Origin of the sequence: Streptomyces sp. NPDC057424 (assembly GCF_042803315.1) — a bacterium.
Taxonomy (GTDB): domain Bacteria; phylum Actinomycetota; class Actinomycetes; order Streptomycetales; family Streptomycetaceae; genus Streptomyces.
Genome location: NZ_JBHVCP010000001.1, coordinates 151,332 through 175,374, shown reverse-complemented (window position 1 = coordinate 175,374; position 24,043 = coordinate 151,332). Strand labels below are relative to the sequence as shown.

Annotated in this window: 25 protein-coding genes; 9 read left to right on the top strand and 16 right to left on the bottom strand. The window is 72.9% G+C overall.

The window, feature by feature from the left end; translation table 11 throughout:
• Positions 1–71: 71 nt before the first annotated feature.
• The 3 genes from ACFU3E_RS00875 to ACFU3E_RS00865 all read left to right on the top strand — a co-directional run bounded on the left by ACFU3E_RS00875 (position 72) and on the right by ACFU3E_RS00865 (position 3,271).
• Positions 72–986 (top strand): SDR family NAD(P)-dependent oxidoreductase, encoded by a 915-nt coding sequence (locus ACFU3E_RS00875; RefSeq protein WP_384149943.1) that lies wholly within the window; start codon positions 72–74, stop codon positions 984–986.
• Between the two features lie 87 nt (positions 987–1,073).
• Positions 1,074–2,222: an acyl-CoA dehydrogenase family protein gene (locus ACFU3E_RS00870; RefSeq protein WP_384149940.1), complete on the top strand. Its 1,149-nt coding sequence runs from the start codon at positions 1,074–1,076 to the stop codon at positions 2,220–2,222.
• A complete protein-coding gene (locus ACFU3E_RS00865) occupies positions 2,222–3,271 on the top strand; it encodes a Zn-dependent alcohol dehydrogenase (protein ID WP_384149937.1) in 1,050 nt (349 codons plus the stop codon). Before ACFU3E_RS00870 ends, ACFU3E_RS00865 begins: the two co-directional genes overlap by 1 nt.
• On the opposite strand, the gene ACFU3E_RS00860 is transcribed toward ACFU3E_RS00865, so the two are convergent.
• Positions 3,261–4,274 carry a GlxA family transcriptional regulator gene (locus tag ACFU3E_RS00860; RefSeq protein ID WP_384149934.1) on the bottom strand — a complete coding sequence of 338 codons (1,014 nt, stop codon included), beginning with the start codon at positions 4,272–4,274 and terminating at the stop codon, positions 3,261–3,263. The two genes, ACFU3E_RS00865 and ACFU3E_RS00860, sit on opposite strands and share 11 nt — an antisense overlap.
• 71 nt (positions 4,275–4,345) lie before the next feature.
• On the opposite strand from ACFU3E_RS00860, the gene ACFU3E_RS00855 reads away from it, so the two are divergent.
• Complete coding sequence (locus tag ACFU3E_RS00855; RefSeq protein ID WP_384149931.1) at positions 4,346–5,650, top strand: MFS transporter; 1,305 nt, start codon at positions 4,346–4,348, stop codon at positions 5,648–5,650.
• 26 nt (positions 5,651–5,676) lie between these two features.
• Here the strand turns inward: ACFU3E_RS00855 and ACFU3E_RS00850 are convergent, their stop codons facing one another.
• The 6 genes from ACFU3E_RS00850 to ACFU3E_RS00825 all read right to left on the bottom strand — a co-directional run bounded on the left by ACFU3E_RS00850 (position 5,677) and on the right by ACFU3E_RS00825 (position 11,950).
• Positions 5,677–6,144 carry a hypothetical protein gene (locus tag ACFU3E_RS00850; RefSeq protein WP_384149928.1) on the bottom strand — a complete coding sequence of 156 codons (468 nt, stop codon included), beginning with the start codon at positions 6,142–6,144 and terminating at the stop codon, positions 5,677–5,679.
• 135 nt (positions 6,145–6,279) lie between these two features.
• On the bottom strand, positions 6,280–6,891 hold the full coding sequence (locus ACFU3E_RS00845; RefSeq protein ID WP_384150594.1) for a flavin reductase family protein: 612 nt from the start codon (positions 6,889–6,891) through the stop codon (positions 6,280–6,282).
• 67 nt (positions 6,892–6,958) lie between these two features.
• Positions 6,959–7,750 carry an enoyl-CoA hydratase/isomerase family protein gene (locus ACFU3E_RS00840; protein ID WP_384149925.1) on the bottom strand — a complete coding sequence of 264 codons (792 nt, stop codon included), beginning with the start codon at positions 7,748–7,750 and terminating at the stop codon, positions 6,959–6,961.
• Positions 7,750–9,975, bottom strand: coding sequence for an acetate--CoA ligase family protein (locus tag ACFU3E_RS00835; protein WP_384149922.1), 2,226 nt, complete (start codon positions 9,973–9,975; stop codon positions 7,750–7,752). The genes ACFU3E_RS00840 and ACFU3E_RS00835 overlap by 1 nt, the downstream gene beginning before the upstream one ends.
• A 281-nt stretch (positions 9,976–10,256) precedes the next feature.
• Positions 10,257–11,474 carry a flavin-containing monooxygenase gene (locus ACFU3E_RS00830; RefSeq protein WP_384149919.1) on the bottom strand — a complete coding sequence of 406 codons (1,218 nt, stop codon included), beginning with the start codon at positions 11,472–11,474 and terminating at the stop codon, positions 10,257–10,259.
• A 299-nt stretch (positions 11,475–11,773) separates the two neighbouring features.
• On the bottom strand, positions 11,774–11,950 hold the full coding sequence (locus ACFU3E_RS00825) for a hypothetical protein (protein WP_384149916.1): 177 nt from the start codon (positions 11,948–11,950) through the stop codon (positions 11,774–11,776).
• Positions 11,951–12,025: 75 nt separating this feature from the next.
• Here ACFU3E_RS00825 and ACFU3E_RS00820 point away from each other — a divergent pair, with 75 nt between their 5' ends.
• Entirely contained in the window at positions 12,026–12,451 is a 426-nt protein-coding gene (locus ACFU3E_RS00820; RefSeq protein WP_384149913.1) for a pyridoxamine 5'-phosphate oxidase family protein, read from the top strand.
• 27 nt (positions 12,452–12,478) lie between these two features.
• Positions 12,479–13,144, top strand: a complete 666-nt coding sequence (locus tag ACFU3E_RS00815; protein WP_384149910.1) for a pyridoxal 5'-phosphate synthase — start codon at positions 12,479–12,481, stop codon at positions 13,142–13,144.
• A gap of 68 nt (positions 13,145–13,212) precedes the next feature.
• Here the strand turns inward: ACFU3E_RS00815 and ACFU3E_RS00810 are convergent, their stop codons facing one another.
• The 8 genes from ACFU3E_RS00810 to ACFU3E_RS00775 all read right to left on the bottom strand — a co-directional run bounded on the left by ACFU3E_RS00810 (position 13,213) and on the right by ACFU3E_RS00775 (position 20,645).
• The gene (locus ACFU3E_RS00810; protein WP_384149907.1) at positions 13,213–14,094 is read right to left on the bottom strand and encodes a GNAT family N-acetyltransferase; all 882 of its coding nucleotides are present in this window, start codon (positions 14,092–14,094) and stop codon (positions 13,213–13,215) included.
• 57 nt (positions 14,095–14,151) lie between these two features.
• On the bottom strand, positions 14,152–14,364 hold the full coding sequence (locus tag ACFU3E_RS00805; RefSeq protein ID WP_384150591.1) for a DUF4287 domain-containing protein: 213 nt from the start codon (positions 14,362–14,364) through the stop codon (positions 14,152–14,154).
• Positions 14,365–14,470: 106 nt separating this feature from the next.
• Positions 14,471–15,073, bottom strand: a complete 603-nt coding sequence (locus ACFU3E_RS00800; protein ID WP_384149904.1) for a GNAT family N-acetyltransferase — start codon at positions 15,071–15,073, stop codon at positions 14,471–14,473.
• Between the two features lie 31 nt (positions 15,074–15,104).
• Positions 15,105–15,506, bottom strand: coding sequence for a Zn-ribbon domain-containing OB-fold protein (locus tag ACFU3E_RS00795; RefSeq protein WP_384149901.1), 402 nt, complete (start codon positions 15,504–15,506; stop codon positions 15,105–15,107).
• Positions 15,506–15,955 (bottom strand): DoxX family protein, encoded by a 450-nt coding sequence (locus ACFU3E_RS00790; RefSeq protein WP_384149898.1) that lies wholly within the window; start codon positions 15,953–15,955, stop codon positions 15,506–15,508. Before ACFU3E_RS00790 ends, ACFU3E_RS00795 begins: the two co-directional genes overlap by 1 nt.
• Positions 15,956–16,191: 236 nt before the next feature.
• Positions 16,192–17,529, bottom strand: a complete 1,338-nt coding sequence (locus tag ACFU3E_RS00785; RefSeq protein WP_384149895.1) for an SPFH domain-containing protein — start codon at positions 17,527–17,529, stop codon at positions 16,192–16,194.
• On the bottom strand, positions 17,526–19,241 hold the full coding sequence (locus ACFU3E_RS00780; protein WP_384149892.1) for an SPFH domain-containing protein: 1,716 nt from the start codon (positions 19,239–19,241) through the stop codon (positions 17,526–17,528). Before ACFU3E_RS00780 ends, ACFU3E_RS00785 begins: the two co-directional genes overlap by 4 nt.
• A 234-nt stretch (positions 19,242–19,475) precedes the next feature.
• Positions 19,476–20,645, bottom strand: coding sequence for an acetyl-CoA acetyltransferase (locus ACFU3E_RS00775; protein ID WP_384149889.1), 1,170 nt, complete (start codon positions 20,643–20,645; stop codon positions 19,476–19,478).
• Positions 20,646–20,756: 111 nt separating this feature from the next.
• Between ACFU3E_RS00775 and ACFU3E_RS00770 the strand changes: the two genes are divergently transcribed.
• Both ACFU3E_RS00770 and ACFU3E_RS00765 read left to right on the top strand, forming a co-directional pair.
• Positions 20,757–21,959 carry an acyl-CoA dehydrogenase family protein gene (locus tag ACFU3E_RS00770; RefSeq protein WP_384150588.1) on the top strand — a complete coding sequence of 401 codons (1,203 nt, stop codon included), beginning with the start codon at positions 20,757–20,759 and terminating at the stop codon, positions 21,957–21,959.
• On the top strand, positions 21,956–22,426 hold the full coding sequence (locus ACFU3E_RS00765; protein WP_384149886.1) for a nitroreductase family deazaflavin-dependent oxidoreductase: 471 nt from the start codon (positions 21,956–21,958) through the stop codon (positions 22,424–22,426). The genes ACFU3E_RS00770 and ACFU3E_RS00765 overlap by 4 nt, the downstream gene beginning before the upstream one ends.
• Positions 22,427–22,521: 95 nt before the next feature.
• Here ACFU3E_RS00765 and ACFU3E_RS00760 read toward each other — a convergent pair whose 3' ends face one another.
• Positions 22,522–23,157, bottom strand: coding sequence for a TetR family transcriptional regulator (locus ACFU3E_RS00760; RefSeq protein ID WP_102913743.1), 636 nt, complete (start codon positions 23,155–23,157; stop codon positions 22,522–22,524).
• 134 nt (positions 23,158–23,291) lie between these two features.
• Here ACFU3E_RS00760 and ACFU3E_RS00755 point away from each other — a divergent pair, with 134 nt between their 5' ends.
• On the top strand, positions 23,292–24,014 hold the full coding sequence (locus ACFU3E_RS00755; RefSeq protein ID WP_384149883.1) for a VOC family protein: 723 nt from the start codon (positions 23,292–23,294) through the stop codon (positions 24,012–24,014).
• Positions 24,015–24,043 lie beyond the last annotated feature (29 nt).

The following is a 24,043-nucleotide window of genomic DNA, read 5'->3' as shown; positions in this document are numbered from 1 at the left end:
ACGGGCCGTAGAATTCGGGAACCGATAATCTAACGGTCCGTCAGAAACCGTGGGACGGGAAGGGGCCGGGCGTGGGGAACTTCTTGGCAGGCAAGGTCGTCGCCGTCACGGGCGCCGGGCGGGGCATCGGCCGGGCGGTCGCGCTCGCGGCGGCGGCCGAGGGGGCGAAGGTCGTCGTCAACGACTACGGAGTCTCGGTCGACGGTGCCTCACCGGCCAGTGAGATCGCCCAGGCCGTGGTCAAGGAGATCGAGGCGGCGGGCGGGGAGGCCGTGGCCGTCGCCGACGACATCTCCACCATGGCGGGCGGACAGCGGGTGGTCGACGTGGCGCTGGCGTCGTACGGGCGCCTGGACGGTGTGGTCTGCGTGGCCGGGATCCTGCGCGAGCGGATGCTGTTCAACATGGCCGAGGAGGAGTGGGACCCGGTCGTCGCGACGCACCTCAAGGGCACGTTCACGGTGTTCCGGGCGGCCTCCGCGGTGATGCGGAAGCAACGGGCCGGGACGTTGATCGGCTTCACCAGCGGCAACCACCAGGGATCGGTGTCACAGGCCAACTACAGCGCCGCGAAGGGCGGGATCATCTCGCTGGTGCGCAGCGCGGCGCTGGGGCTGCACAAGTACGGGGTGACCGCGAACGCGGTGGCGCCGGTCGCGCGGACCAGGATGTCGGCGGGAGTGCCGATGGAACTGGCCGAGATCGGGGAGCCGGAGGACGTCGCCCCGCTGGTGGTGTACCTGCTGTCCGATGCGGCGGGGCGGGACGGGGTGACCGGGCAGGTGTACACGGTGGCCGGGGCGAAGATCGCGGTGTGGGCACAGCCGCGGGAACTGCGGGCGGCGTACGCCTCCGGCGGCTGGACCGTGGAACGGATCGCGGAGTTTCTGCCCGGGACGGTGGGGGTGGACCCGATGCCGATGCTGGAGAAGGTGCGGGAGATGGAGAGGGCGGCTCGGGAGGGGGAGCGGCCCAACGCCCAGTAGCCCGGGGGTGCGTGTCCGTATGGCGGGTGCGGGTCGAGTGTGGTTGTTCGCGCAGTTCCCCGCGCCCCTGAGGGAGGAACGAACCTCATGGATTTTGGGTTCACGCGTGAAGACGAGGACTTTCGCGGCGAGGTCCGTGACTGGCTTGCCGCGCATGCCGGGGTCACGAGCGACCGACGCACATGGGAACGCACGCTGGGAGCAGCCGGCTGGATCGGGCTCGGGTGGTCCGCGTCCGGGTACGGGAATCGCCGAGCCACCCTCACCCAACAGGTCGTCTGGGCCGAGGAGTACGCGCGGTCGGCCGCGCCACCGCGCTCCGGGCACATCGGGGAGAACCTGCTCGCCCCCACACTCCTCGCCCACGGCTCCGACGAGCAGAAGTCCCGCTTCCTCCCGCCGATCGCCGCCGGTGAGGAACTCTGGTGCCAGGGCTACAGCGAACCCGGCGCCGGATCGGACCTGGCCGGTGTCCGTACCGCGGCCGTGCGCGAGCCGGACGGCCGTACCTACCGCGTGACCGGGCAGAAGATCTGGACATCGCTCGCGCGCGAGGCGGACTGGTGTTTCGTGCTGGCCAGGACCGAACCCGGCTCGGTGCGGCACCACGGGCTGACCTTCCTCCTCGTCCCCATGGACCAGCCCGGCCGGATCGAGGTCCGCCCCATCCGCCAGATGACGGGCACCAGCGACTTCAACGAGGTCTTCTTCGACGGCGCGCACGCGGAGCACGTCGTCGGCGGTGCGGGCAACGGCTGGCGCGTCGCCATGAGCCTGCTCGGTTTCGAGCGGGGCGTGTCCACGCTGGCCCAGCAGATCGGGTTCGCCGAGGAACTGGACGGTGTGGTGCGGGCGGCCGTGGAGTCGGGCGCGGTGCACGACCCCGTCGTACGGGAACGGCTCGTGCGGCAGTGGGCCGAGCTGCGGACGATGCGCTGGAACGCCCTGCGTACGCTGGGGGGTTCCGGGGACGCGGGTGCCTCGAGCGTGGCCAAGCTGCTGTGGGCCGGCTGGCACCAGCGGCTCGGGGAGCTGGCGGTGCAGGTGCGGGGCGCCGCGGCGAGCGCCGGACCGGCCGACTGGTCGGCGCGGTCGCCGTACGAACTGGACGCGGCACAGCACCTGTTCCTCTTCTCCCGGGCCGACACCCTCTACGGCGGCACGGACCAGATCCAGCGCACGATCATCGCCGAGCGCGTGCTCGGTCTGCCCCGGGAGCCCAAGGGAGCCGTGTGATGCGAGGCGTGATCTTCGACGGGAAGCAGGTCCGGGTCGTGTCGGACCTGGAGGTGCGCGAGCCGGGGCCGGGCGAGGTGCGGGTCGCGATCTCCGCGGCCGGGCTGTGCCACAGCGATCTGTCGGTGGTGGACGGCACCATCCCCTTCCCCGTTCCCGTGGTCCTGGGCCATGAGGGGGCCGGGGTCGTGGAGGCGGTGGGCGGGGGCGTCACCCACGTCGCGCCCGGTGACCATGTGGCGCTGTCCACCCTGGCGAACTGCGGCACGTGCGCCGAGTGCGACCGGGGCCGGCCGACCATGTGCCGGCAGGCCATAGGCCGCCCGGGCCGGCCGTTCCGCCACGACGGCGCGCCGCTGCACCAGTTCGCGTCGAACTCGGCGTTCGCCGAGCGCACGGTCGTCAAGGCCGTACAGGCCGTCCGGATCCCCGACGACGTCCCGCTGACGTCGGCGGCGCTCATCGGGTGCGGGGTGCTGACGGGGGTGGGCGCCGTACTGAACCGGGCGCGGGTGAACCAGGGTGACAGCGTCCTGGTCATCGGGACGGGCGGCATCGGCCTGAACGTGCTCCAGGGCGCGCGGCTCGCGGGGGCCGGGCGGATCGTGGCCGTCGACGCCAACCCGGCGAAGGAGGAGCCGGCACGCACGTTCGGCGCGACCGACTTCCTGACGTCGGCGGAAGGGGTGCGCGACCTCCTGCCCACCGGTGTGGACCACGCCTTCGAGTGCGTCGGCCGGGTGGAGCTGATCCGCCAGGCGATCGACGCCCTGGACCGGCACGGCCAGGCCGTCCTCCTCGGGGTCCCGCCCGCCACGGCCGAGGCGTCCTTCCGCGTCTCCTCGATGTACCTCGACAAGTCCGTCCTGGGCTGCCGCTACGGCTCCTCCCGCCCCCAGCGCGACATCGCCCTGTACGCCGGCCTGTACCGCCGGGGACGCCTCCTGCTCGACGAACTGGTCACCCGGACCTACCCCGTCGAGGACTTCGACCAGGCGGCGGCGGACGCGGAGGCGGGCCGGGTGGCGCGGGCGGTGCTCACCTTCTGAGGGAGGCGGCGTCGGCGCTCTCCGCCCGGAACGTGCGCCGGTAGGCGGTCGGCGTCACGCCGAGCGCCGCCTGCAGGTGCCGGCGCATCGACTGGGCCGTGCCGAAGCCGGCGTCCCGGGCCACCCGGTCGACGGAGCGGTCGGTGGACTCCAGGAGGTGGCGGGCCCGCTCCACGCGCTGCTGAGTGAGCCACTGGCCGGGGCTGACGCCGGTCTCCTCGCGGAAGCGGCGGGTGAAGGTGCGCACCGACATGGACTCCTGTGCGGCCATGTCGCGCAGCTGGACCGGCTCGTGGAGACGTCCCAGGGTCCAGGCGCGGGCGGTGGTGGTGGACGCCTGCTGCGGATCGGGCACCGGTCGCGCGATGTACTGCGCCTGCCCGCCGTCGCGGTGGGGCGGTACGACCGTGCGGCGGGCCACGTCGTTCGCGACCGCCGTGCCGTGGTCGCGGCGCACCATGTGCAGGCACAGGTCGATGCCGGCCGCGACGCCGGCGGAGGTCAGGACGTCGCCGTCGTCGATGAACAGGACGCCCGGGTCGACCTTGATCTGCGGGAACAGCCGCTGGAGCCGCTCGGCGTCGGCCCAGTGCGTGGTGGCGGGGCGGCCGTCCAGGAGACCGGCGGCGGCGAGGACGTAGACGCCGGTGCAGATCGAGGCGAGCCGGGTGCCGGGCCGGATGTGGGCGAGGGCGGCGGCCAGTTCGCCGGTCAGAACCCCCTGCTCGAAGACCGGGCCGAGTTCGTAGGACGCCGGGACGATCACGGTGTCGGCGGTGGCCAGGGTCTCGGGGCCGTGCTCGACCTGGACGGCGAAGTCGGCGTCGGTCTGCACCGGGCCCGGCGGGCGGATCGAGCAGGTGACGACGTCGTACAGCAGGCGCCCCCCGGCGTCCCTGGGACGGCCGAAGATGCGGTGCGGGATGCCCAGCTCGAAAGGGAGCAGGCCGTCGAGGGCGAGGACGACGACGCGGTGCGGGCGGAACTCCGTGTCGCGGCGCATGGCCCGATCCTAACGAATGCTGTCCTTCGGGCCACTCGATGGAGTGCGCCGCAGGTCGGAAGCTCTATGTCGTGACCCAGACAACCGAAGCAGCGGCCGTCCAGGAGCCGCCGAAGCCGACGCGCGCGCGGCTGCACCGCGCCTGGTTCGTCGCCGCCGTCACCTTCGTGACGATCATCGGTGCCGCGGCCTTCCGTTCCGTACCGGGTCTGCTCATCGATCCGTTGCATGCCGAGTTCGACTGGTCGCGCGGCACGATCGGCGCCGCCGTCTCCGTCAATCTCGCGCTGTACGGCCTGACAGCCCCCTTCGCGGCGGCCCTGATGGACCGCTTCGGCATCCGCCGGGTCGTGGCGGTCGCCCTGACCATGATCGCTCTCGGCTCCGGGCTCACCGTGTGGATGACGGCGGCCTGGCAGCTGATGCTGTGCTGGGGCCTGCTGGTCGGCCTGGGCTCCGGCTCCATGGCCCTGGCCTTCGCGGCCACCGTCACCAACCGCTGGTTCACCGAACGACGCGGCCTGGTCAGCGGCATCCTCACCGCCGCCTCGGCCTCCGGCCAGCTGATCTTCCTGCCCCTGCTGTCCTGGATCATCGCCCGGTACGAATGGCGCCCGGCGGCCGTGACGGTCGCGCTCGCCGCGCTCGCGGTCGTCCCGTTCGTGTGGCTCCTGCTGCACGACCACCCGGCGGATGTGGGCCAGAAGCCGTACGGGGCCGCCGAGTTCGTGCCGAAGCCGCCGCCCGTCCCCGGCGCCGCGCGCCGGGCCGTGACCGTGCTGCTCTCGGCCGCGCGCACGGGCCCGTTCTGGCTGCTCGCCGGCACCTTCGCGATCTGCGGCGCCTCCACGAACGGCCTGATCCAGACCCACTTCATCCCCGCGGCCCACGACCACCACATGCCCGTCCAGGCCGCCGCCTCCCTGCTCGCGGTCATCGGCGTCTTCGACGTCGTCGGCACGATCGCCTCCGGCTGGTTCACGGACCGCTTCGAGCCGCGCCGCCTGTTGGCCGTGTACTACGCGCTGCGGGGCGTGTCCCTGATGTTCCTGCCGATCCTCCTGGCGCCCACCGTCCACCCGCCGATGATCTTCTTCATCGTCTTCTACGGCCTCGACTGGGTCGCCACCGTCCCGCCCACCCTCGCCCTGTGCCGGGAGCAGTACGGCGACGACAGCGCGATCGTCTTCGGCTGGGTCCTCGCGTCCCACCAGGTCGGTGCGGCCCTGGTCGCCTTCCTGGGCGGGGTCGCGCGCGACACGTTCGGCTCGTACGACGTGGTCTGGTACGCGTCGGGGGCGCTGTGCGCGGCTGCGGCGTTGATGGCGCTGGTGATCCGGCGGAGGGCGGCCGGGGGCGTGGCCGCCGCTGTCTGAGGGCGGGGCCGCCAGGTGCCGCGGGCTCAGTGCTCGCCGTGCGGGGCGGGGCCGGTCCTGGCGGTGTGCCGGATCCTCTTCGTCCGGCCGTGCTCGGCGAGGACCCGTCTGCCTTCGGGGCTCGGCCCGGCCGCGGCCTTGAGCTGGAGCCAGTCGGACGACGCGATCAGGTCCTCCCGGCGCCAGGGCAGTCGGAGCGTGACGGCGCGGAAGAGGGCCCACTCCCGCAGGCGCCGGGTCAGGAGCGGATGCCGGAGCACGGCCGCGGTCATGGTCTCCACCCATTCCTCCCAGGCCGGGCCGAGGCAGAGTTCCGCGCCCCGGCGGTCCACGTGCCGCAGTACGGCGGACCGGGCCATCGTGGGGTCGGGGTCGGTGAGGATCCTGCCGGTCAAGTCGGCCTCGTCCGCCTCGGTGACGCGCTCCAGTTCGTCGAGGTAGCGGGCGAAACGGACGTGTTCCCCGGGTTCCTTCTCCGTGTCTCCGGCGCTCATGTGGAGTACCTTTCCGGCCCGCACGCGCCCCGATCCGGGCTCCTGGGCGACCATCACAGGGGCGATGGGAACGTACGCCCTGCCCCTCACCGCGATGGCTGACGATATCCCCTCCGGATGAGACGCGCCCTGGCGTCAGGGTTCGTCCGCCAGCCGCGCGAAACGCCCCCGGTGGAAGAGCAGCGGTCCGCCCGGGCCGTCGGTGTCCGCCGCGCCGAGGGCGTTCACCCGTCCGACCACGATGAGGTGGTCGCCGCCGGTGTGGACGGCGTGGATCGCGCAGTCGATCCACGCCACGGCGCCCGTCAGGCGCGGCGAGCCGGACACCGGTGCCGCGTCGTGGGCCACGCCGGCGAACTTGTCCGCGCCGCTCACCGCGAAGGCGCGGCACAACTCGCCCTGCCCGGAGCCCAGGACGTTCACGCAGAACACCCCGGCGCGGGCGATGCGCGGCCATGTCGTCGACGCACGGCCGACCATGAAGGCGACCAGGGGCGGGTCGAGGGAGAGTGAGGTGAAGGACTGGCAGGCGAAGCCGGCGGGAGGTTCGCCTGCGGTGGCGGGAGGTGCCGTGACGATCGCCACGCCCGTCGCGAAGTTTCCCAGGACCCGGCGGAACTCCCGGGGGTCGAGGGGAGCGCGCTCGTCGGCGCCGACGCACCGCAGTTCGGGCGGCGGCAGCACCTCGACGGGCTCCGGGGCGGCTGTGCGGACCGACCTGAGGTAGCGGACGGCGGCTTCGGCCATTCCTGCTTGTCCCATCACAACCAGCATTGAAACTGACGCAGAGTCAGATGGGAAGGGGCAGGGCGAGTCAGTGGCCTTTGTACTGCGGGTCCCGCCGCTCCACGAAGCTCCGTACCCCCTCCTGCGCGTCCGCCGTCGCCATGTTGATCTCCTGCGCCGCGGCTTCGGCGGCGAAGGCGGCGGTGCGGTCGGTGTCGAGGGAGGCGTTGACCAGCTGCTTGGTCAGGGCGAGGGCGCGGGTCGGGCCGGAGGCGAGGCGCTCGGCCCAGGCGTGCGCCGTCCTACCCAGCTCCTCGTCCCTGACGACCCGGTTGACGAGCCCGAGGCGCTCGGCGTCCGGCGCGCTGAGCGCGTCACCGAAGAACATCAGCTCCTTCGCGCGCTGCGGGCCGACGAGGCGGGGGAGGAGGTAGGCGCCGCCGCCGTCGGGGACCAGGCCGCGGCGTACGAACACCTCGATGAAGCGGGCGGATTCGGCCGCGAGGACCAGATCGCAGGCGAACGCCAGATGCGCGCCGAGGCCGGCCGCCGTGCCGTTCACGGCCGCGATCACCGGTTTCTCGCAGTCGAGCACGGCGGCGATCAGGCGCTGGGCGCCGGTACGGAGGGTGCGCGCGACATCGCCCGGGAGGCGTTCGCCGGTCGGGCCGCCGGCCCGGAGGTCCGCTCCGGCGCAGAAGCCCCGGCCCGTCCCCGTGATCACGACGGCCCTCACCTCCGGCGTGGCGGAGGCCTCCGTCAGCAACCGGATGATGTCCTCGCGCTGCTCCGGCGTGAGGGCGTTGAGGCTCTCGGGCCGGTTGAGGGTGACGGAGAGGACGTGGTCGCCGGTCGTGTGCAGCACCGCGGCCCGTGTCATCAGCGGCACACCGCCAGCGCGTCCAGCGCCACCGCGCCCTGCCCCTGCGGCAGGACCAGCAGCGGGTTGATGTCCAGTTCCGCGAGCTGGTCGCCGAGTTCCAGGGCCATGCGCTGCACGCGCAGGACGACCTCGACCAGCGCGTCCAGATCCGCCGCCGGCCGCCCCCGGACCCCGTCCAGCAGGGCCCGCCCGCGCAGCCCGGCGAGCATGTCCCGCGCCTGTTCCTCCCCGAAGGGCGGCACCCCTACGGCGGTGTCGCGCAGCACCTCGACGAGCACCCCGCCGAGCCCGACGGTCACGGTCGGGCCGAACAGGTCGTCGTGCGCGACACCGACGACCATCTCCACGCCCTGCTCCACCATCTGGCAGACCAGGACGCCGTCCAGGGCGACGTCCTCGTAGCGGGCGATGTCGGTCAGCTCACGGTAGGCGTCGCGGACCTGGCTGGCCGAGGTCAGCCCGATCTTCACCAGGCCCAGCTCGGTCTTGTGGGCGATCCGGGCGCCGGAGGCCTTCATCACCACCGGGTAGCCCACGAGCCCGGCCGCGCGGACGGCCGCCGCCGCACTGGTCACCAGCTGCTCGCGCGGTACGCGGATGCCGTACGCCCGCAGCAGTTGTTTCGCCGCGTGCTCGCTGAGCTGCCGGCCGGGCTGCATCAGGGCCTGCGCCTTGCGGTAGGACGGGGAGAGGGTGCGCGGGGCCTCGTCGAAGGGGGAGCGGTAGGCGGCCGTGAAGCGGTGGTGGGCGAGGTGGGCGCGGACGGCGGTGAGGCAGTTGCCGACCGTGCGGAAGGTGGCCACCCGGGAGGAGCCGAGCAGGATCTCGCGGTAGGCGGGCTCGGTGCCGACGGGCGAACCCCACACCACGCAGACGAGCTTGTCGGTCTGCTCGGCCGCGTCCACCAGGTCCCGTACGAGCCGGTCGCTGAGCGGGGGGAACGGCCCGGTGACCGGGCAGATCAGCACGCCCACCCCCGGGTCGTCGAGGATCGCGTCGATGATCTTCCGGCCGCGCTCGTCCCCGACCGGGTGCCCGCCGTTGTCGACCGGATTGGCGACGTTCAGGTACTCGGGTATCCACTGGTGCAGTTCGGCCTGCTTGGCCTCGGACAGGGCCGGCAGGCGCAGGCCCGCCTCGGTCGCCAGGTCGGCGACATGCGCGCCCGTGCCGCCCGAGATCGAGTAGACGACGACCCCGTCGGCGCGCGGCGGGCGGGCCCGGGCCAGGAGGGCGGCCGTGTCCTGGAGTTCGTCGAGCCCGTCGACCCGGATCACGCCGTACTGGCGCAGCGCCGCGTCCACCACCGCGTCCGCGCCGGTGAGTTTGCCGGTGTGGGAGGCGGCCGTGCGGGCGCCGGTCTCGGTACGGCCCACCTTGACGGCGACGACCGGTACGCCGCGCCGGGCGGCCCGGTCGGCGGCGAGCAGGAAGGAGCGGCCGTCCTTGAGCCCTTCGAGGTAGCAGGCGATGGCGCCGACCTCGGGTTGCTCGGCGAAGTAGGAGAGGAAGTCGGCGCTCTCCAGGTCGGCCTCGTTGCCGGTGGGCGCCCAGTGGGAGAGGCGGATGCCGAGTTCCTGCAGGGAGAAGACGGGGCGGCCCTGGTGGCCGGACTGGGTGATCAGCGCGATCGCCGGCCCCTGGAGGTCCTCGCGGAACCGCTCGAAGGCGTTGAGGTTGGTGTTGGGCCCCAGCAGCCGCAGTCCGGACTGCTCCACGGCGGCGGCCAGTCGCCGCTGGGCGGCCTCGCCCTCCGGCCCGGTCTCCGCGAATCCGGAGGCGAAGACGACCGCGAACCGCGCCTTGGCCTCGGCCAGTTCCTCGATCACCGGCACGGGGTCGCCGACCAGCACCACGGCCAGGTCGACCTGTTCGGGCAGGTCGGCGACGGAAGGAGAACAGGGGAGGCCGAAGACGGACGGCCGGCCGGGATGCACCGGATACAGGGTGGCGCCGACGCGCTCCGCCCAGTCGGTCAGTTGCCGTGTGATACCGCTGTTCGGGCGACCCTCGGCGTCCGAGGCGCCGATCACGGCGACGGACCGGGGGCGGAAGAAGCGGTCCAGATCGGGTACGCCGGCGTGCAGCGGCCGTCCGCTGACGTCCAGGTCGCCCACCTGGGCCGGCCTGCCGTGCACGGCAGGCCCGGACCGCTCGCCACAGGCGATGGCCCGGGCCCGGCGGGAGTCGGTGGTGAGGGTGCCGTGGGTCGATCCAAGCATCGTTTCCGCCCGCTCCTGTGAGACAGCAGCTAACTGACGCTCTGTCAGATTACTGAACTGATGCGACGTCAGGAACGGTTGCGTGCAGGTGAAGTTGCCGGGTTCGGATGACAGGTGACGCCGGGACGGCCGACGGGCCGGGCCGGAGGGCCGGGCTGGCGTGGTCCGGTGAGGGCTGGGCCCCGGCCCGGGGCGGGCGCGGGGCCGGGCCGGCAGCGGGCCGCGGTGTCCCGGCGGGCGCTCAGCCCGGCAGCGGGGCGTGCCGGGGCCCGTGCCGGCGCTCAGCCCGGCAGTCGGGGCACCGTTCCCGAACCGCCCCTCGCGATGGCCTTCTCGAGGGCCTTCGCGATCCGCACCGCGTCGATCGCCATCTCGCGGAGATTGCCGCTGATCGGGTTGGTGAAGCCGGTGAAGTACAGGCCGGGGGCGGCCCCCGGGGTGCGGCCGCCGTGGGCGACGGGCCTGCCGCGGGTGTCGAGCACGTCGAGGTGGCCGACCAGGTCCTCCAGGGCGCGGACGTACCCGGTGGCGGCGATCACCGTGTCGGGCGCGATCCGGGTTCCGTCGGCCAGTGCGATCTTGCCGCCGTCCTCGAAGCCCTCCACGGCGGCCACGATCTCGACCTTGCCCTTGCGTACGGCGTCGATCAGCCCGACGTCCTGCACCGGGATCGCCCCCTGCTTCACCCTGCTGTACAACCCGGTGTCGGGGCGGGGCAGTCCGTGCGCCGACAGGTCCGGCACGGCCACCTTCGCCTGCACCCGGGAGATCCGGTCGACGAGGCCGACCGGCAGCCGCCGTACCAGGACCCCGCTGTACTGGGCGGCCCAGCCGGCGGTCGAGCGGCGCACGATGTGGGGGACGGTGCGCACGGCCAGCCGGACCCGGGAGGCGCCGCTCTCCACCAGGTCCACGGCGATCTCCGCGCCGGTGTTGCCGACGCCCACGACGAGGACGTCCCGGCCGGCGTAGGGCCTGCCGTCGCGGTACTCGCCGGCGTGCAGGAACTCGCCCGTGAAGGATGCGCGGCCGGGCCACTCCGGCACTCGCGGGGTGTGGTTGTAGCCGGTCGCGACGACCACCGCGGCGCCGGTCAGCTCACGGCCACCGGTGGCGCGCAGCAGCCAGCCCGTGCCGTCGGGGGCGCGCTCCACGCGGGAGACCTCGACACCGGTGACGATCTCCAGGCGGTGGTGCTCGGCGTACTTCTCCAGGTACCGCACCACGTCGTCCCGGGAGACCCACCGCCCGAACCGGCGCGGCATCGGCAGCCCGGGCAGGGACGACAGGCGGCGGGTGGTGTGCAGGTGCAACCGGTCGTAGTGGCGGCGCCAGGACGCCCCGACCCGGTCGGACTTCTCCAGGACGACGGCCCGTATGCCCCGGGCCCGCAGCGCGTACGCGGCGGCGAGTCCGCCGGGGCCGCCGCCGATGACGTAGACGGGGCGGTCGGGCGGGGGGTGCGCGGAGGGGTGAGTGGGGGGTGTGGAGTCGGCCATGAGCGGGAGCGTAATCCCGTGCCAGCTTGATGGGTCTCGGTCAAGACCGGAATTGGTTGCGGATTGATCACGGCTGTGAGGGGACGGGGTGGGGCCGGTGGCGCGGAGGGCCCGGTTGTGGCGAGCCGGTGATCGTTCCTGACGGATCGCGGGGTGCGGCCTCCGATGCGGACGGGAAGACCGAGGACGCGGTCCGGTGCGGGCTTGTGTGGGCTACCGGGCGCGGTGGCCGGTCACCCTGGCAGGTCGGCGGAGACGGTGTGCGAGGTGCCGGAGTCCTTGGTGCCGAGGCGGATCCATCACTGCTTGGTGCGGTGGGCGTTGGGCCGGGACCCGGTCAGGGGCATCGGCTTCGACACCGTCCGGTCGACGACCTTGCCCGTGCTCTGGGTGACGTTGGTGCCCCAGTGCCCCAGTGCCCCTCGTAGCCGCCGTCGGCCGATCGGGTGCACGGTCGTGCGCGGGTGAGGGCACACGGGAACACCCGCTCGTGGAACCGGTGTTGAGATGACGTCGATGGACACCGGAACGGCCCTGCGAAGGAGACCTGAATGGCCCTGACCCGCGAAGAGCGCGAACAGTTCCTGGCTGAGCCGCACGTCGCCGCACTGGCGGTCGACGCGGGGCCGGGCCGCGCGCCGCTGACCGTGCCGATCTGGTACCAGTACGAGCCCGGCGGCGACATCTGGATCATGACCGGCCTCGACTCCCGCAAGAACGAGCTGATCGGCGCGGCGGGCCGGTTCTCGCTGATGGTGGACCGGCTGGAGCCGACGATCCGGTACGTGTCGGTCGAGGGCCCGGTCGTCGGCACGGCCCCCGCCACCCTCGACCAGCTTCGGGAGATCTCGGCGCGCTATCTGCCGGCCGACAAGGTCGACGGCTACGTCGACTTCTCCTGGAAGAACCACGGCGAAATGCTGGTGCTGCGGATGCGGCCGGAGCGGTGGGTCTCGTCGGACCTCGGTCAGGTGTGAGGAGCCCTCCGGGGTGACAATCGGGGGATGTCAACGGATCTTCACGAGCTGCTGAGGTCACTGCGGGTCTGGGACCCGGAGGTCACGCGACTGCCCTCCTTCGACCCGACGACCGCCCCCGCCGCCCCGCTGCCCCTCTTCACCGAGTGGATCGCGGCGGCGGTGGCGGCCGGGCAGACCGAGCCGCACACCATGTCGCTGGCGACCTCCGACGAGTCCGGCCGGCCCGACGTACGGATCGTCATGCTGCACGGCGCCGACGAGGCCGGTTGGTTCTTCGCGTCCCACGCCGGCAGCCGCAAGGGCCGCCACCTCACCGCCCGCCCCTGCGCCGCGCTCGGCTTCTACTGGCCGGTCCTGGGCCGGCAGGTACGGGTCCGCGGCCCGGTGTCGGCCGCCCCGTCCGAGGAGGCCCAGGGCGACCTCCACGCCCGCTCGACGGGCGCGCTGGCCGCGGCACTGACCGGCCGCCAGAGCGAGATCCTGGGCTCGGTGGAGGAGCTGGCGCGGGCCTCGGAGTCGGCGTGGGAACGGGCCCGCAGTGAGCCGGAGGCTCCCGTACCGTCCTGGACCCTGTACCGGCTGCGGCCGGAGGAGGTGGAGTTCTTCCAGGGAGACGAGGCACGGCGGCACGTACGGCTCCGCTATCGGAGCACAGAGGGAGGGTGGGCACGGGAACTGCTGTGGCCGTGACCGGGCCTGGGGCTGTGGCGCGTTGCGGGTCCCGGGCAACGCGGGAAGGCCTTGTCGCTGTGCCAAGGTCACGTGGGCGCCGGCCGTCCCGTGAAGTCGTACACCGCGAAGTCCGCCACCGGCCGGTACCCGATCCGCTGGTACAGGCCGTTGCTGGTCGGGTTGGACAGGTCCGTGAAGAGGAGCACCTCCTGCGCTCCGGCGGCCAGGGCGGCGCGGCTGACCTCGGCCGTGGCGGCGCCCGCGTAGCCTCGGCCGCGCAGGTGGGGCGGGGTGTAGACCGGGGCGACGCGCACCTGGCCGGCTACCTCGGGCGTCGCGCCGGCCATGGCCACGGGCGTGCCGCCGGGCGTCTCCCAGAAGGTGATGCCGCCGCCGGCGATACGGGCGTCCGCCCATTCGGCGGCGTCCCGGAAGCTGCCCTCGCCGACGGCGGCAACGAACTCGTCGTGCCAGCGGCAGAGTTGGTCGCGGTCTGCCTCGACGGCGATGCGGGGCCCGCCGGGCGGTACGGGACGGGGCACGGTCAGGGTGCCGAGCCGGTAGAGCCGCTGACGCTGCCGGAGCGTGGCCGCGGCGCCCGTGTGCCGCTGCCAGGCCTCGGCGAAGGCGGCGGCGGTGTCGCGGTCGGCGTGCACGCCGGGCAGGCGGTGGCCGAGGGTGGCCAGGCGTGCGGCCAGCGCCTCCGCCGCCTCGGCGGTCAGGGCGGTGAGGTTCATCCGGTGCGGTGGTGTGCGGAAGACCGTCGCCAGGACCACGCCGTCCTGTTCCAGTACGCCGAACTCCGGCACGCCGTCGCCGTAGATGTGCGGGCCGCGCGTGCGCAGGTTGTCCGTGACCGTCAACGGGACGGTGTGCAGCGCCGGCTGGGCTTGGAGGAAGGCGCCGGCGCGGGTCAGGAAGCCGTCGAGGTCGTGAGTGAGGTGCCAGTGGCGGGTCTCCGTGTCCATGCCTCATGATGCCGTCGGCCTCCGTCCCGGCACCTCCCGTTTAGCGGCCCCCTCCGCTCACTTGCCGCTGTCCTCGGCGAGGGTGTGGGCGACGAGCGCGTTGGCGTGGCCGTGCCCGAGGCCGTGCTCGGACTTGAGCCAGTTGACGAGCTCCAGGTGCCGGGTCAGCGGCGAGGAGCGGATGAGGGCCTGCCAGTCGGCGATCGGCCGGCCGTACTTCTTCTCGATGGAGGGGAAGTAGCTCGCGGGGCCCTTCACGGGTGCGGTCATCTCGGTGGTCCCTTCGCTGTTGTCGCCGGTGATGACCGGGGCGACGGGACCAACTGATCGCACGCGTCGAGTGACCTGCGCCACACTCCTGCCCGGCTCCAGGCCCTCATGGACCCGCCGGGTCCGGGTCCGTGGCCAGGCGGGCGTGCAGGTGGGCGTCCCGGAACGCGTCGTGGCGGTCCTCCTGGAAGATCGCCCCGCGCAACGTGCCCTCGTACGCGAAGCCGCACCGCTCGGCGATCCGGCACGACACCTCGTGCCCCACCGCGTGATCCAGCTCCAGCCGGTGCAGCCCGAGTTCCGTGAGGGCCCAGCGGGTGGCGAGCAGGAGGGCCCGGGTGGCCACGCCCCGGCCACGGGCCTCGGGCAGGACCCAGTAGCCGACGCGGGCGACCCTCAGGTGGTACCTGATCTCATTGACGCCGATGTGCCCCAGTGCCGTGTCGCTGCGCGCGTCCGCGACCCGGAACGACAGCGATGTACCCTCCGTGGCGCTCTGCTCCCGCGCCAGCAGCGACTCCCGGGCACTCCTGTGGTCCGTGACCGGCCGCAGCGGGGTGTTCCAGCGCCGGAACTCGGGGTCCCGCATCCCACGCAGCCAGGCGTCGACGTCGGAGCCGGACCCGGCGTCCCAGGGGCGCAGGCGCAGTCCGTGGCCGTTCAGTTCCGGGTGGGGGCCGGTCGGGGAGTGGTCACGTATGGGGGCCATGGGGCCATTCAAGCGCGTGGGGCCGCGTCGTTCACCTGCCGGTCGCGCCGGGCAGGAGCCGGAAGACCGGGATCCCCTCCCGGAACCCCACCCGCAGCTCCGCTCCGGCCGACGGTGCCCCCGGGCCGACGATCTCCGTCATCATCCGCGGCCCCTCGGCCAGATCGACCACGGCGGCGACGTAGGGGAGGCGCTCGGTGAAGGGCGGCAGGTCGTTGCGGTGGACGACGGACCAGGTGTAGAGCGTGGCCCGGCCGCTCGCCGTCTCCCAGGTGACGTCCTCGCTCCAGCAGTGGGGGCAGAACTCGCGCGGGTAGTGGTGGGCCCGGCCGCAGGCCCCGCAGCGGCGGATCAGCAGCCGGCCCTCGGCGGCCGCGTCCCAGTACGTCCGGGTGAAGGCGTCGGGCTCGGGCAGGTCGTGGCGGCCGGTCATCAGAACAGTCCCAGCGCACTGTCCAGCGACCACGTCTGCCAGGACATCCCGAACAGCCCGACCAGCGACATCAGCGCCATCATCGCGTTCTGCCCCTGCTCGGCGACGTCGTGGATCATGAGCGTGAAGTAGAGGGCGTTGAGGAGGAACCCGCCCGCGAGGGCGACCGGGGTGAGGAAGCCGGTGATCAGGCCCAGCCCGAGGGCGAGTTCGGCGTAGACGACGACGTACGCCATCACGCGCGGGTGCGGCGCGACCGCCGTCTCGAAGCCCGAGCGGACGGCGCTCCAGCGGTGCTCGGCGGCTATCCCCGCCGCCCACGTGATGCCGGTGCCCCGTTGGAACCAGGCCTTGCGGTCCTTGTGCCGCCAGCTCTCCAGCCACCACAGTCCGAGCCCGATCCGCAGCACGGCCAGCCATTCCGCCCCGGTGAGCCAGATCGTGTCCATGCCATGCTCCCGCATCGCCGCCCGACAGCCGCATCTGACGGTACGTCAGATCTGGCTGCCGCAACAAGCCCCGGAGCGGACGCTCGGCAAAGCCCGCCGCGGCATCGCCACCGGAAACGACAAGACCGCCACCTCCTGCGAGGCAGCGGTCAGTCGGGCGTCGTTCCCGCTCCGGGCGAGGCCGCTCGGAGAGCGGACCTAGTGCCGCGACGGGGCGAACGTTGCCTGTCGCGGCACTAGCGTGCGTCGCCGCCCTCGGCGTCGCCGTACCGGACGTGGTCGTCGAGGCGCATCCGGCCGTCCGTCGGCGGGGCCGTCAGCTGCGGCAGCAGCTGCGCGGTGAGCAGGGTGGTCAGGGCCGAGGTGTCGGTGCCCGTGCCGTCCGTGCGGACGACCACCGGCTGCGGGGCCTTCCCGGCGAGCTGGGCGCCCACGTCCAGGCGCCGGCGGGCCAGTTCGTACTGGAGCACCGCCCGGTTGTCCCGGTAGGCCTTGGCCAGGGCCCGTTGGGCGCGGGCCTCGTTCTCGGCGGCGATGAGGCCGCTGCGCCCCCGCGTCTCGATCTCGAACCGGACGCGCTGCGCCTGGGTCTCCTGCTGCTCCAGCAGCTGGGCGACCTGCTCGCGCGCCCTGTTCAGCGCGGCCTTCACCTCGACGATCCGGGCGTCGCGGACCTTCTTGGCGCGCTCGATGTCCATGCCCAGGCTGTCGATGCGGCGCTTGCGGATCAGGCCCCATTCCTGGTCGTAGGCGGTGCGCTCCTTGGAGACCCGCTCGCGGGTGGCCAGGTGCTGCTGGTACTGCGTCGGCAGCTGCACGTCGGGGATGTTGGAGCCGGTGATGCGCACGCCGTAGCCGGACAGCTGGCGGTTGAGCAGTTCCTGCATGTCGGCGACGTCCGAGCCGCGCAGGTCGTAGGCGCGCTCGGTGCGCATCCTGCGGGCCCGCTGCCGGATCGCGTCCTGCACCGCGCTGGACAGCACCAGGTCGAAGTTGCCCGCGCCGATGGTGCGGACGAACAGCACCGCGTCGGTGATGCGGAACTTCAGGAAGAACTCGATGGACCGCAGCGGCACGTTCTCCTGCGTCGGACAGGCCATCACGGGCGCCGAGTACGGGATCTCGGTGGCCGTGTCGACGACGAAGTCGACGCGGGACCACGGGTGCCACAGGTAGTGCCGGCCGGCGTCCAGGGTGCGGGTGACGGCGCCGTAGCGGGTCAGCACGCCGTGGGTGCCCTGCTCGATCTCGACGATCGACGAACGCCACCACCACAGGCCGCCGACCAGCAGCATGACCACGCCGGCGACGTAGCACAGGGTGCCCAGCGTGCCGTAGGCGAGATCGGCGGCGCCCTCGGAGTCCGCCTCGCGCAGCGACAGCATCACGCCGGCCAGCAGGGCGTAGACGCCGAGCCAGAGCGGCAGCATCCACCACAGACGGCGGCGGTGGCGCGGGATGATGACGGGGATCAGCGTGTCGGCCTCGCCACCGCGCAGCAGACGGGCGATGTCGTTCCAGGGGGCCACCGCCTCGGCGATGACCGAGCGGCGGCTCATACGGGCGGTGCTCACTGCTGGTCCTCCTCGGACACGGCGGACGGTTCCTCCGCGGCGTGCGGTGCCGCACTCGCGGCACCGGGTTCAGCCGGTGCGCCGGCCTCGTCGGGCATCTGCGGCACCGTGGGCCGCTCGGCGGCCAGCAGGGCGCCGATCTCGTCCTGGCGCGCGGCGATGCGCTCGGACACCTCACCCAGACGGGCCCGGACGGCCGCCATGTCCTCGTCCGTGAACAGTTCCGCGCCGCGCTCGCCGACCAGTTCCCGGGCCAGTTCGAGGAAGTCGATCCCGGCGCCGCCGACGCCGTCCGCGCCGCCCCCGCCGATGCGCACCAGGCGCGGCAGGTGGTCGGCGACCTGCTCCAGGGTGTCCAGCACCTGCTGCTGGTAGCGGTACTCGAGGATCTCGGGTGCCTCGGCCGCGGTGACCGCGCGGATGTCGAGGGCCTGCGCCTCCAGCAGCGCCGCGTTGGCCTTCGCCTCCGACTCGGCCTGCACGTAACGCTGGCGGGCCGTCGCTTCGGCGCGGTTGGTCTCCCGCTCCACGGCGGTGTCCATCTGCGCCTGGTACTGGGCGATGTCGGCCTGGATCGCCGAGAGGGTCTCGTGGCTGGAGGCGAGCTCCCTGGTCAGGTCGCCCTCGTCCTGCTGCTTGCGGAGCTGGAGGGCGTACTCGTGGGTGTACGCCTCCTTGGCCACGCGGACCATCTCGGGTGCGGCCAGGTCCATCCGGTAGCGCCGGTCGGACGGCTCGGCGTGCGTGATGTTCGCGTTGGTCAGCTCCACGGCGGGCCGGAACTGCTGGTTGAGCTGCTCCAGCAGGCGGCCGGTGTCCTCGCCGACCATGTCGTAGATACCGGCGGCCTCCTGCTCGTAGATCAGGCTGCGGATGGTCTCGCTGACGGCGTTGCTCAGCTTCTCCTCGAAGCCGCGCACCGCGCCCAGCGTGTAGACGAACTCCACCGGGTCACTGATCCGGAACTGGATGAACAGGTCGATGGACGCCTTGACGCCGCCCTTGGTGGGGGCCTCGCGCACGGGCGCGTTGAACGGGTACTCGCGGGTGGTGTTGACGATGTACGAGACCCGCTTCCAGGGGCTCAGCAGGGTGACGCGACCGGGGCCGACGACCTTCTCCAGCTTGCCGAACCGGGTGATCAGCGCCTGGCTGCCCTCCGGCACCATCACCAGGCCCTGCCGCCACCACACGAAGAACACGGCGAGCAGCGCGATGATCCAGTAATGCAGCCCGAACAGCGGGTTGGTGAGCGGTCCGGCGCCCACCGCCGACACGACCGCGGTGCCCACCGCGCCCAGCACCAGCAGCGACAGCACCGGAAGCATGGACAGGAAGGAGCGGCCCCTGGGCATCACCATCGGGCAGATGGCGTGCACCGGTTCGCCCTGCTCCTGCAGTTGCTCGCTGCGGCCGAGGGCCTCCCCGGCCTCGTCCAGCGGCACCGTCTTCTGCCGCATGACGGTGGCGATGGAACCGCCCTGCTCCCGGGCCGCCGGGAAGTCGGCCGGGTCCATGCCCTCGCTCTCGGTCTCGTACTGCTCGTCGTCGCCGTCCTGGGAGCCCGCGTACCGCGTGTTCCTTTCCTGGCCACCGGTGGTGCCGAGTCCGGTGCGGCGGCGCAGTTCCTCCTGCGCCGCGGCTCGCGGATCGGTGCCGGATGCGACGGCCTCGGCGACGCTGCGTAGGCTCTGCGCCCGCGTTCGTGCCACGGCTCCCCCTTCGGTTGTGGTGCTTGTCGTGCTGCTCGGGTGTCCCGTGTGTCCTGTGTGCTTCAGGTCATCCCACACGACGGTTTCCGGCAAGGGTAGGGGGTGCACCCTGCAGGGTTACCACTTGGTAATTGCCGGGATGCACCCCTTACGCCTGGGGAGAGCGCTGTCTTTCAGGCCGGGACCGGCAGGCGCGCCGAGCGGCCGCACGCAAGGGCCCCTCCCCGAGTCCCCTCACCCCGCCCCCAGCACCACCGTCCCCGAGGAGCAGAACCACCCACCCGTCCCGGACGCCACCCCCAGCCGCGGCAGCCCCCCGTCGCCGCGCCGCACCTGCCGTTCCCCGCCTTCCCCGCGCAACTGCCGTACGGCCTCCACCAGCAGGAACAACCCGCGCATCCCAGGATGCTGAGCCGACAGCCCACCCCCGTCGGTGTTCACCGGGAGCCCTCCGCCCTCGACCCGCAGCCGTCCCCGCTCCACGAACGCCCCGCCCTCGCCCTTCCCGCAGAAGCCGAGGTCCTCCAGCGTCACCAGGGTCATGTAGGTGAACGCGTCGTAGATTTCGGCGAAGTCCATCTCGTCCGGCCGCACTCCCGCCCGCTCGAAGGCCAGCCGCCCGCTCACCGCCGCCGGGGACACCGTGAAGTCCGGCCATTCGGACATCGCGGCGTGCGAGACGGACTCCCCGCTCCCCAGCACCCACACCGGGGACGTACGGCAGTCCCGCACGTACTCCGCCGCCGCCAGCAGCACCGCCGCCCCGCCGTCGGAGCGGACGCAGCAGTGCAGCTTGGTGAAGGGGTCCGCGATCACGGGGCCGTCCTGGATCTCGTCCACCGTGACCGGTGTGCGGAACATCGCCTCCGGGTTGAGGGCCGCGTTGGCCCGGGCCTGCACCGCCACCTCCGCCAGCTGCTCGATCGTCGTGCCGTACTCGATCATGTGACGTCGGGCCGCCATGGCGTACTTGGCGATCAGGGTGTGGCCGTAGGGGACTTCGAACTGCAGGGGGCCCCGCGTGCCGAAGGACAGCGTTCCGGTGCGGCGGCCGGCCCTGACGTCCGCGCGGGCCGTCGAGCCGTAGACGAGCAGCACCGCGCGGACGTGCCCGGCCGCGATCGCGTCCGCCGCGTGGGCCGCCATGACCTCCCAGGTGGAGCCGCCCACGGAGGTGGAGTCGACCCAGGTGGGGCGCAGGCCCAGGTACGCGGCGACCTCCACGGGCGCCAGGGTGCCCAGGCCCGCCGAGGCGAAGCCGTCGATCAGCGAGCGATCCAGGCCCGCGTCGGCCAGGGCGCGGCGGGCGGCCTGGGCGTGCAGTGCGTACGGGGTCACGCCGTCCACGCGGCCGCAGTCCGAGAGGGCCACGCCGACGACGGCCACTTTCCTCCGGGCCACCATGAATCTGACGGTACATCAGGTGGGCCGCCAGGGGGAGCGGCAGGGCTCTGGGCATCCCGGCCCCGCCGCCCTAATATGACGCACCGTCAGATGCGCAGAGAGGTGGCCCCCATGGACGCCCGCTTCACCGCCGAACAGGACGAGATCCGCCGCACCCTGCGCGAACTGCTCCACAAGCGGTGCGGTCCCGAGGCGCTGCGGGCCGCCGTCGACACCCCCGCCGGGCACGACCCCGCCCTGTGGACCGCCCTCGCCGAACAGCTCGGCCTGCCCGGACTGGCACTGCCCGAGGCCTACGGTGGTGTCGGCTGCTCGGTCACCGAGCTGGCCCTGGCCTGCGAGGAGACCGGCCGGGCGCTCGTCCCCTCCCCGCTGCTCGCCACGGCCGTCCTCACCGCCCCCCTGCTGCTCGCCCTCGGTACCGGCGCCCAGCGCGCCGAGCTCCTGCCGCGCATCGCCGCCGGCGCACTCACCGCGGCCCTCGCGATACCGGGTCCCGCCCTCACCACCGCCCTCGCCCTCACCGGCCACGACCCGCGCGGGGAGTGGGCCGGTGGCGGCCGGGCCGGAGGTGTGCAGGCCCGGCGGACCGCCGACGGCTGGCAGCTGTACGGGCAGGCCGACCAGGTTCTCGACGGGCACAGTGCCCGGCTGCTCGTGGTCGCCGCGCACGCCGGGGGGTTCGCCCGTTCCCGCGTGCTGCTCTTCCTGGTGCGCGGTGACGCCGCCGGTCTCACCCGTGCACGGCAGACCGCGCTGGACGCGACCCGCCCGCAGGGACGGGTCCAACTCCGCGACACACCAGCGGAGTTGCTGGGCGGTGAAGCCGCAGACGGCCTCCCCGCCCTCGCCCGGCTCGGCGACACCGTCGCCGCCTGCCTCGCCGCCGAGGCCGTGGGGGCGGCCGGCCGGGTGCTGGAGCGGACGGTCGACCACGTGCGGCAGCGCGAGCAGTTCGGGCGGCCGGTCGGCTCCTTCCAGGCGGTCAAACACCGGCTGGCCGACGCGTACGTCCAGGTCCAGGCGGCCCGCTCGGCGGCGTACTACGCGGCCTGGGCCGCCGCCACCGAAGCCACCGTCCCGGCCGGCGAGGAGACGGCCGGCGGCCTCGCGCTCGCCCAGGCGCTCGAAGCGCTGCGCCGCGCCGCCGCCGAGGGGATTCAGCTGCACGGCGGCATCGGATTCACCTGGGAGCACGAGGCTCATCTGTACTTCAAGCGCGCCGCGGGCGACGACCTGCTGTTCGGGCCGGTGCACCGGCTGCGGGCGCACGCGGCCGACGCGGCACACGTCTTCGAGGAGGCCGGCACATGAGGGGTGCGCGCGTGGTGCAGAAGGTGTCGTCGACCAGGGGATTCGCGCGCGTGGCGCCGCACGTGGTGCCCGCCCTGGACCGGGCCGTCCACCGGCTCACCAGGGGAAGGGTGCTGCTCAGCGCGCAACTGCTCCCCGGGGTGGTGCTGACCTCGACCGGGGCGAGGAGCGGGCTGCCCCGTCGTACGCCCCTGGCCTGCATGCCGCAGGACGGCGGGCGCTGCTGGATCCTCGTCGGGTCCAACTTCGGGCGGCCGGGGCACCCCGCCTGGAGCCACAACCTGCTCGCGCACCCCGACGCGGAGATCAGCTGGAAGGGCCAGGACGTCCCGGTCACGGCCCGGCTGCTGGCGGGGGAGGAGCGGGCGGCGGCGTGGCGGGCGCTGCTGGCGTTCTGGCCGCCCTACGCGGCCTACCAGGCGCGGGTGGAGCGGGAGATCCGGGTCTTCCGGCTCGTACGGAGGTAGAAACGGACGGAGAGAGCGCAACAGGCGGTGGTCCACCGGGGTGGACCACCGCCTGCCAGACAGGACTCGGGTACGTAAGAGGCCGCTGCGCCGCGCTACTTCGTCGGCTTCCGGCCGGTGACGCCCAGGTGCACCAACAGGGCGAGGTTCGGCTTCAGTTCGGCCTGTTTCACGCCCCAGGAGGAGAAGCCCTTCTGGTGGGAGGCGACGGCCGCGAGCATCGCGACCAGCGAACCGGCGACGGCCGCCGGGTTCACGTCCTTGTCGACCCTGCCCTTGGCCTGGAGCTCGGCGACGGCGTCCGCGAGGGAGTTGTTCACCGAGTTGAGGATCTTCATCCGGAGTTTGTAGAAGCGCTTGTCGCCCTCGGCGGCGCCGAGATCGACGACCCGGAGGATGGCGTCGTTCTTGCGCCAGAACTCCAGGAAGCCGTCGACGAGTTCCTGCGCCGTCTGCCAGCCGGCCTTGCCGGCCCACGAACGGCCCTCCAGGAGTTCCGTCAACGCGGCGCCCTCGGCTGCCATTTGCTCGGCGATCTCCAGGACGGCACCCTCGACGTCCGGGAAGTACTGGTAGAAGGTCGCGGGCGAAGTGCCCGCTTTCCGGGCGACATCGATGACTTTGACGTCCCGGTACGGGGAGGAGCTGAGCATCTCGCTGAGGCAGTCGAGCAGCTTCTGCCGGGTCGCCTGCCCACGCCGGCCGGCCACGCGGCCGTCGACGGTACGCACTTGTCCTGTCATGCCGTCAGCTTACCGAGGCGTGATCGGGGCGCGATTCGGCCGACTGCAAATGGGGTGCAGGAGGGTGCGGAGGCCGGTGTGCCTGGTCTGCGGGTTGCGGCCGTCGCGGTTACGTTGGCCGCATGGCCGAAAACAGGGCATCGGTGTACGGAGAGGGCGTCCCCTGCTGGGTGGACGCGCAGCTTCCCGACGTCGAGGCGGGCAAGCGGTTCTACGGTGAACTTTTCGGGTGGACCTTCGAGGACTGGTTCGGCTCCTTCGCGCAGGCGCTGAAGGACGGCGAACCCGTGGCCGCTCTGGTCCGCAAGGTGGACGGACGGCTGCCCACCGTCTGGACGGTGTACTTCGCGACCCCGGACGCACCGGCTCTGGCCCGGCGCATCCGGGACGCGGGCGGGCAGATCGTCTCGGCGCCGGTGCCGGCCGGGGAGCTGGGTGTCACCGCGCTCGTCACCGACCCCGAGGGTGCCGTGTTCGCCCTGTGGCAGCCGGAGGAGCACCCCGGCTTCGGTAAGCGGCACGAGCCGGGCACCTTCGCCTGGGCCGAGCTGTACGCCAGGGACACCGAGGCGGCCAACGCCTTCTACGGCGACCTCTTCCGGGAGGCCCTGTTCGGGCCGGACGCCGAGCCCGACTTCGGCCGTGCCCCCGTCTCCGACGTGTTCTCCGACCGGATGCCGCCCCACTTCCTCGTGCACTTCGCCGTCGAGGACGTACCGGCCGCGCTGGAGGAGGTGACGCGGCTCGGCGGCCGGGTCCAGGCCCCGCCGTTCGGGACCTCGTACGGCGAGGTCGCCGTCGTCACCGACAATCAGGGGGCGTCCTTCGCGCTGCTGCGCCGCTGAGCAGGCATTGTTTGGTCACTGTTTGATCA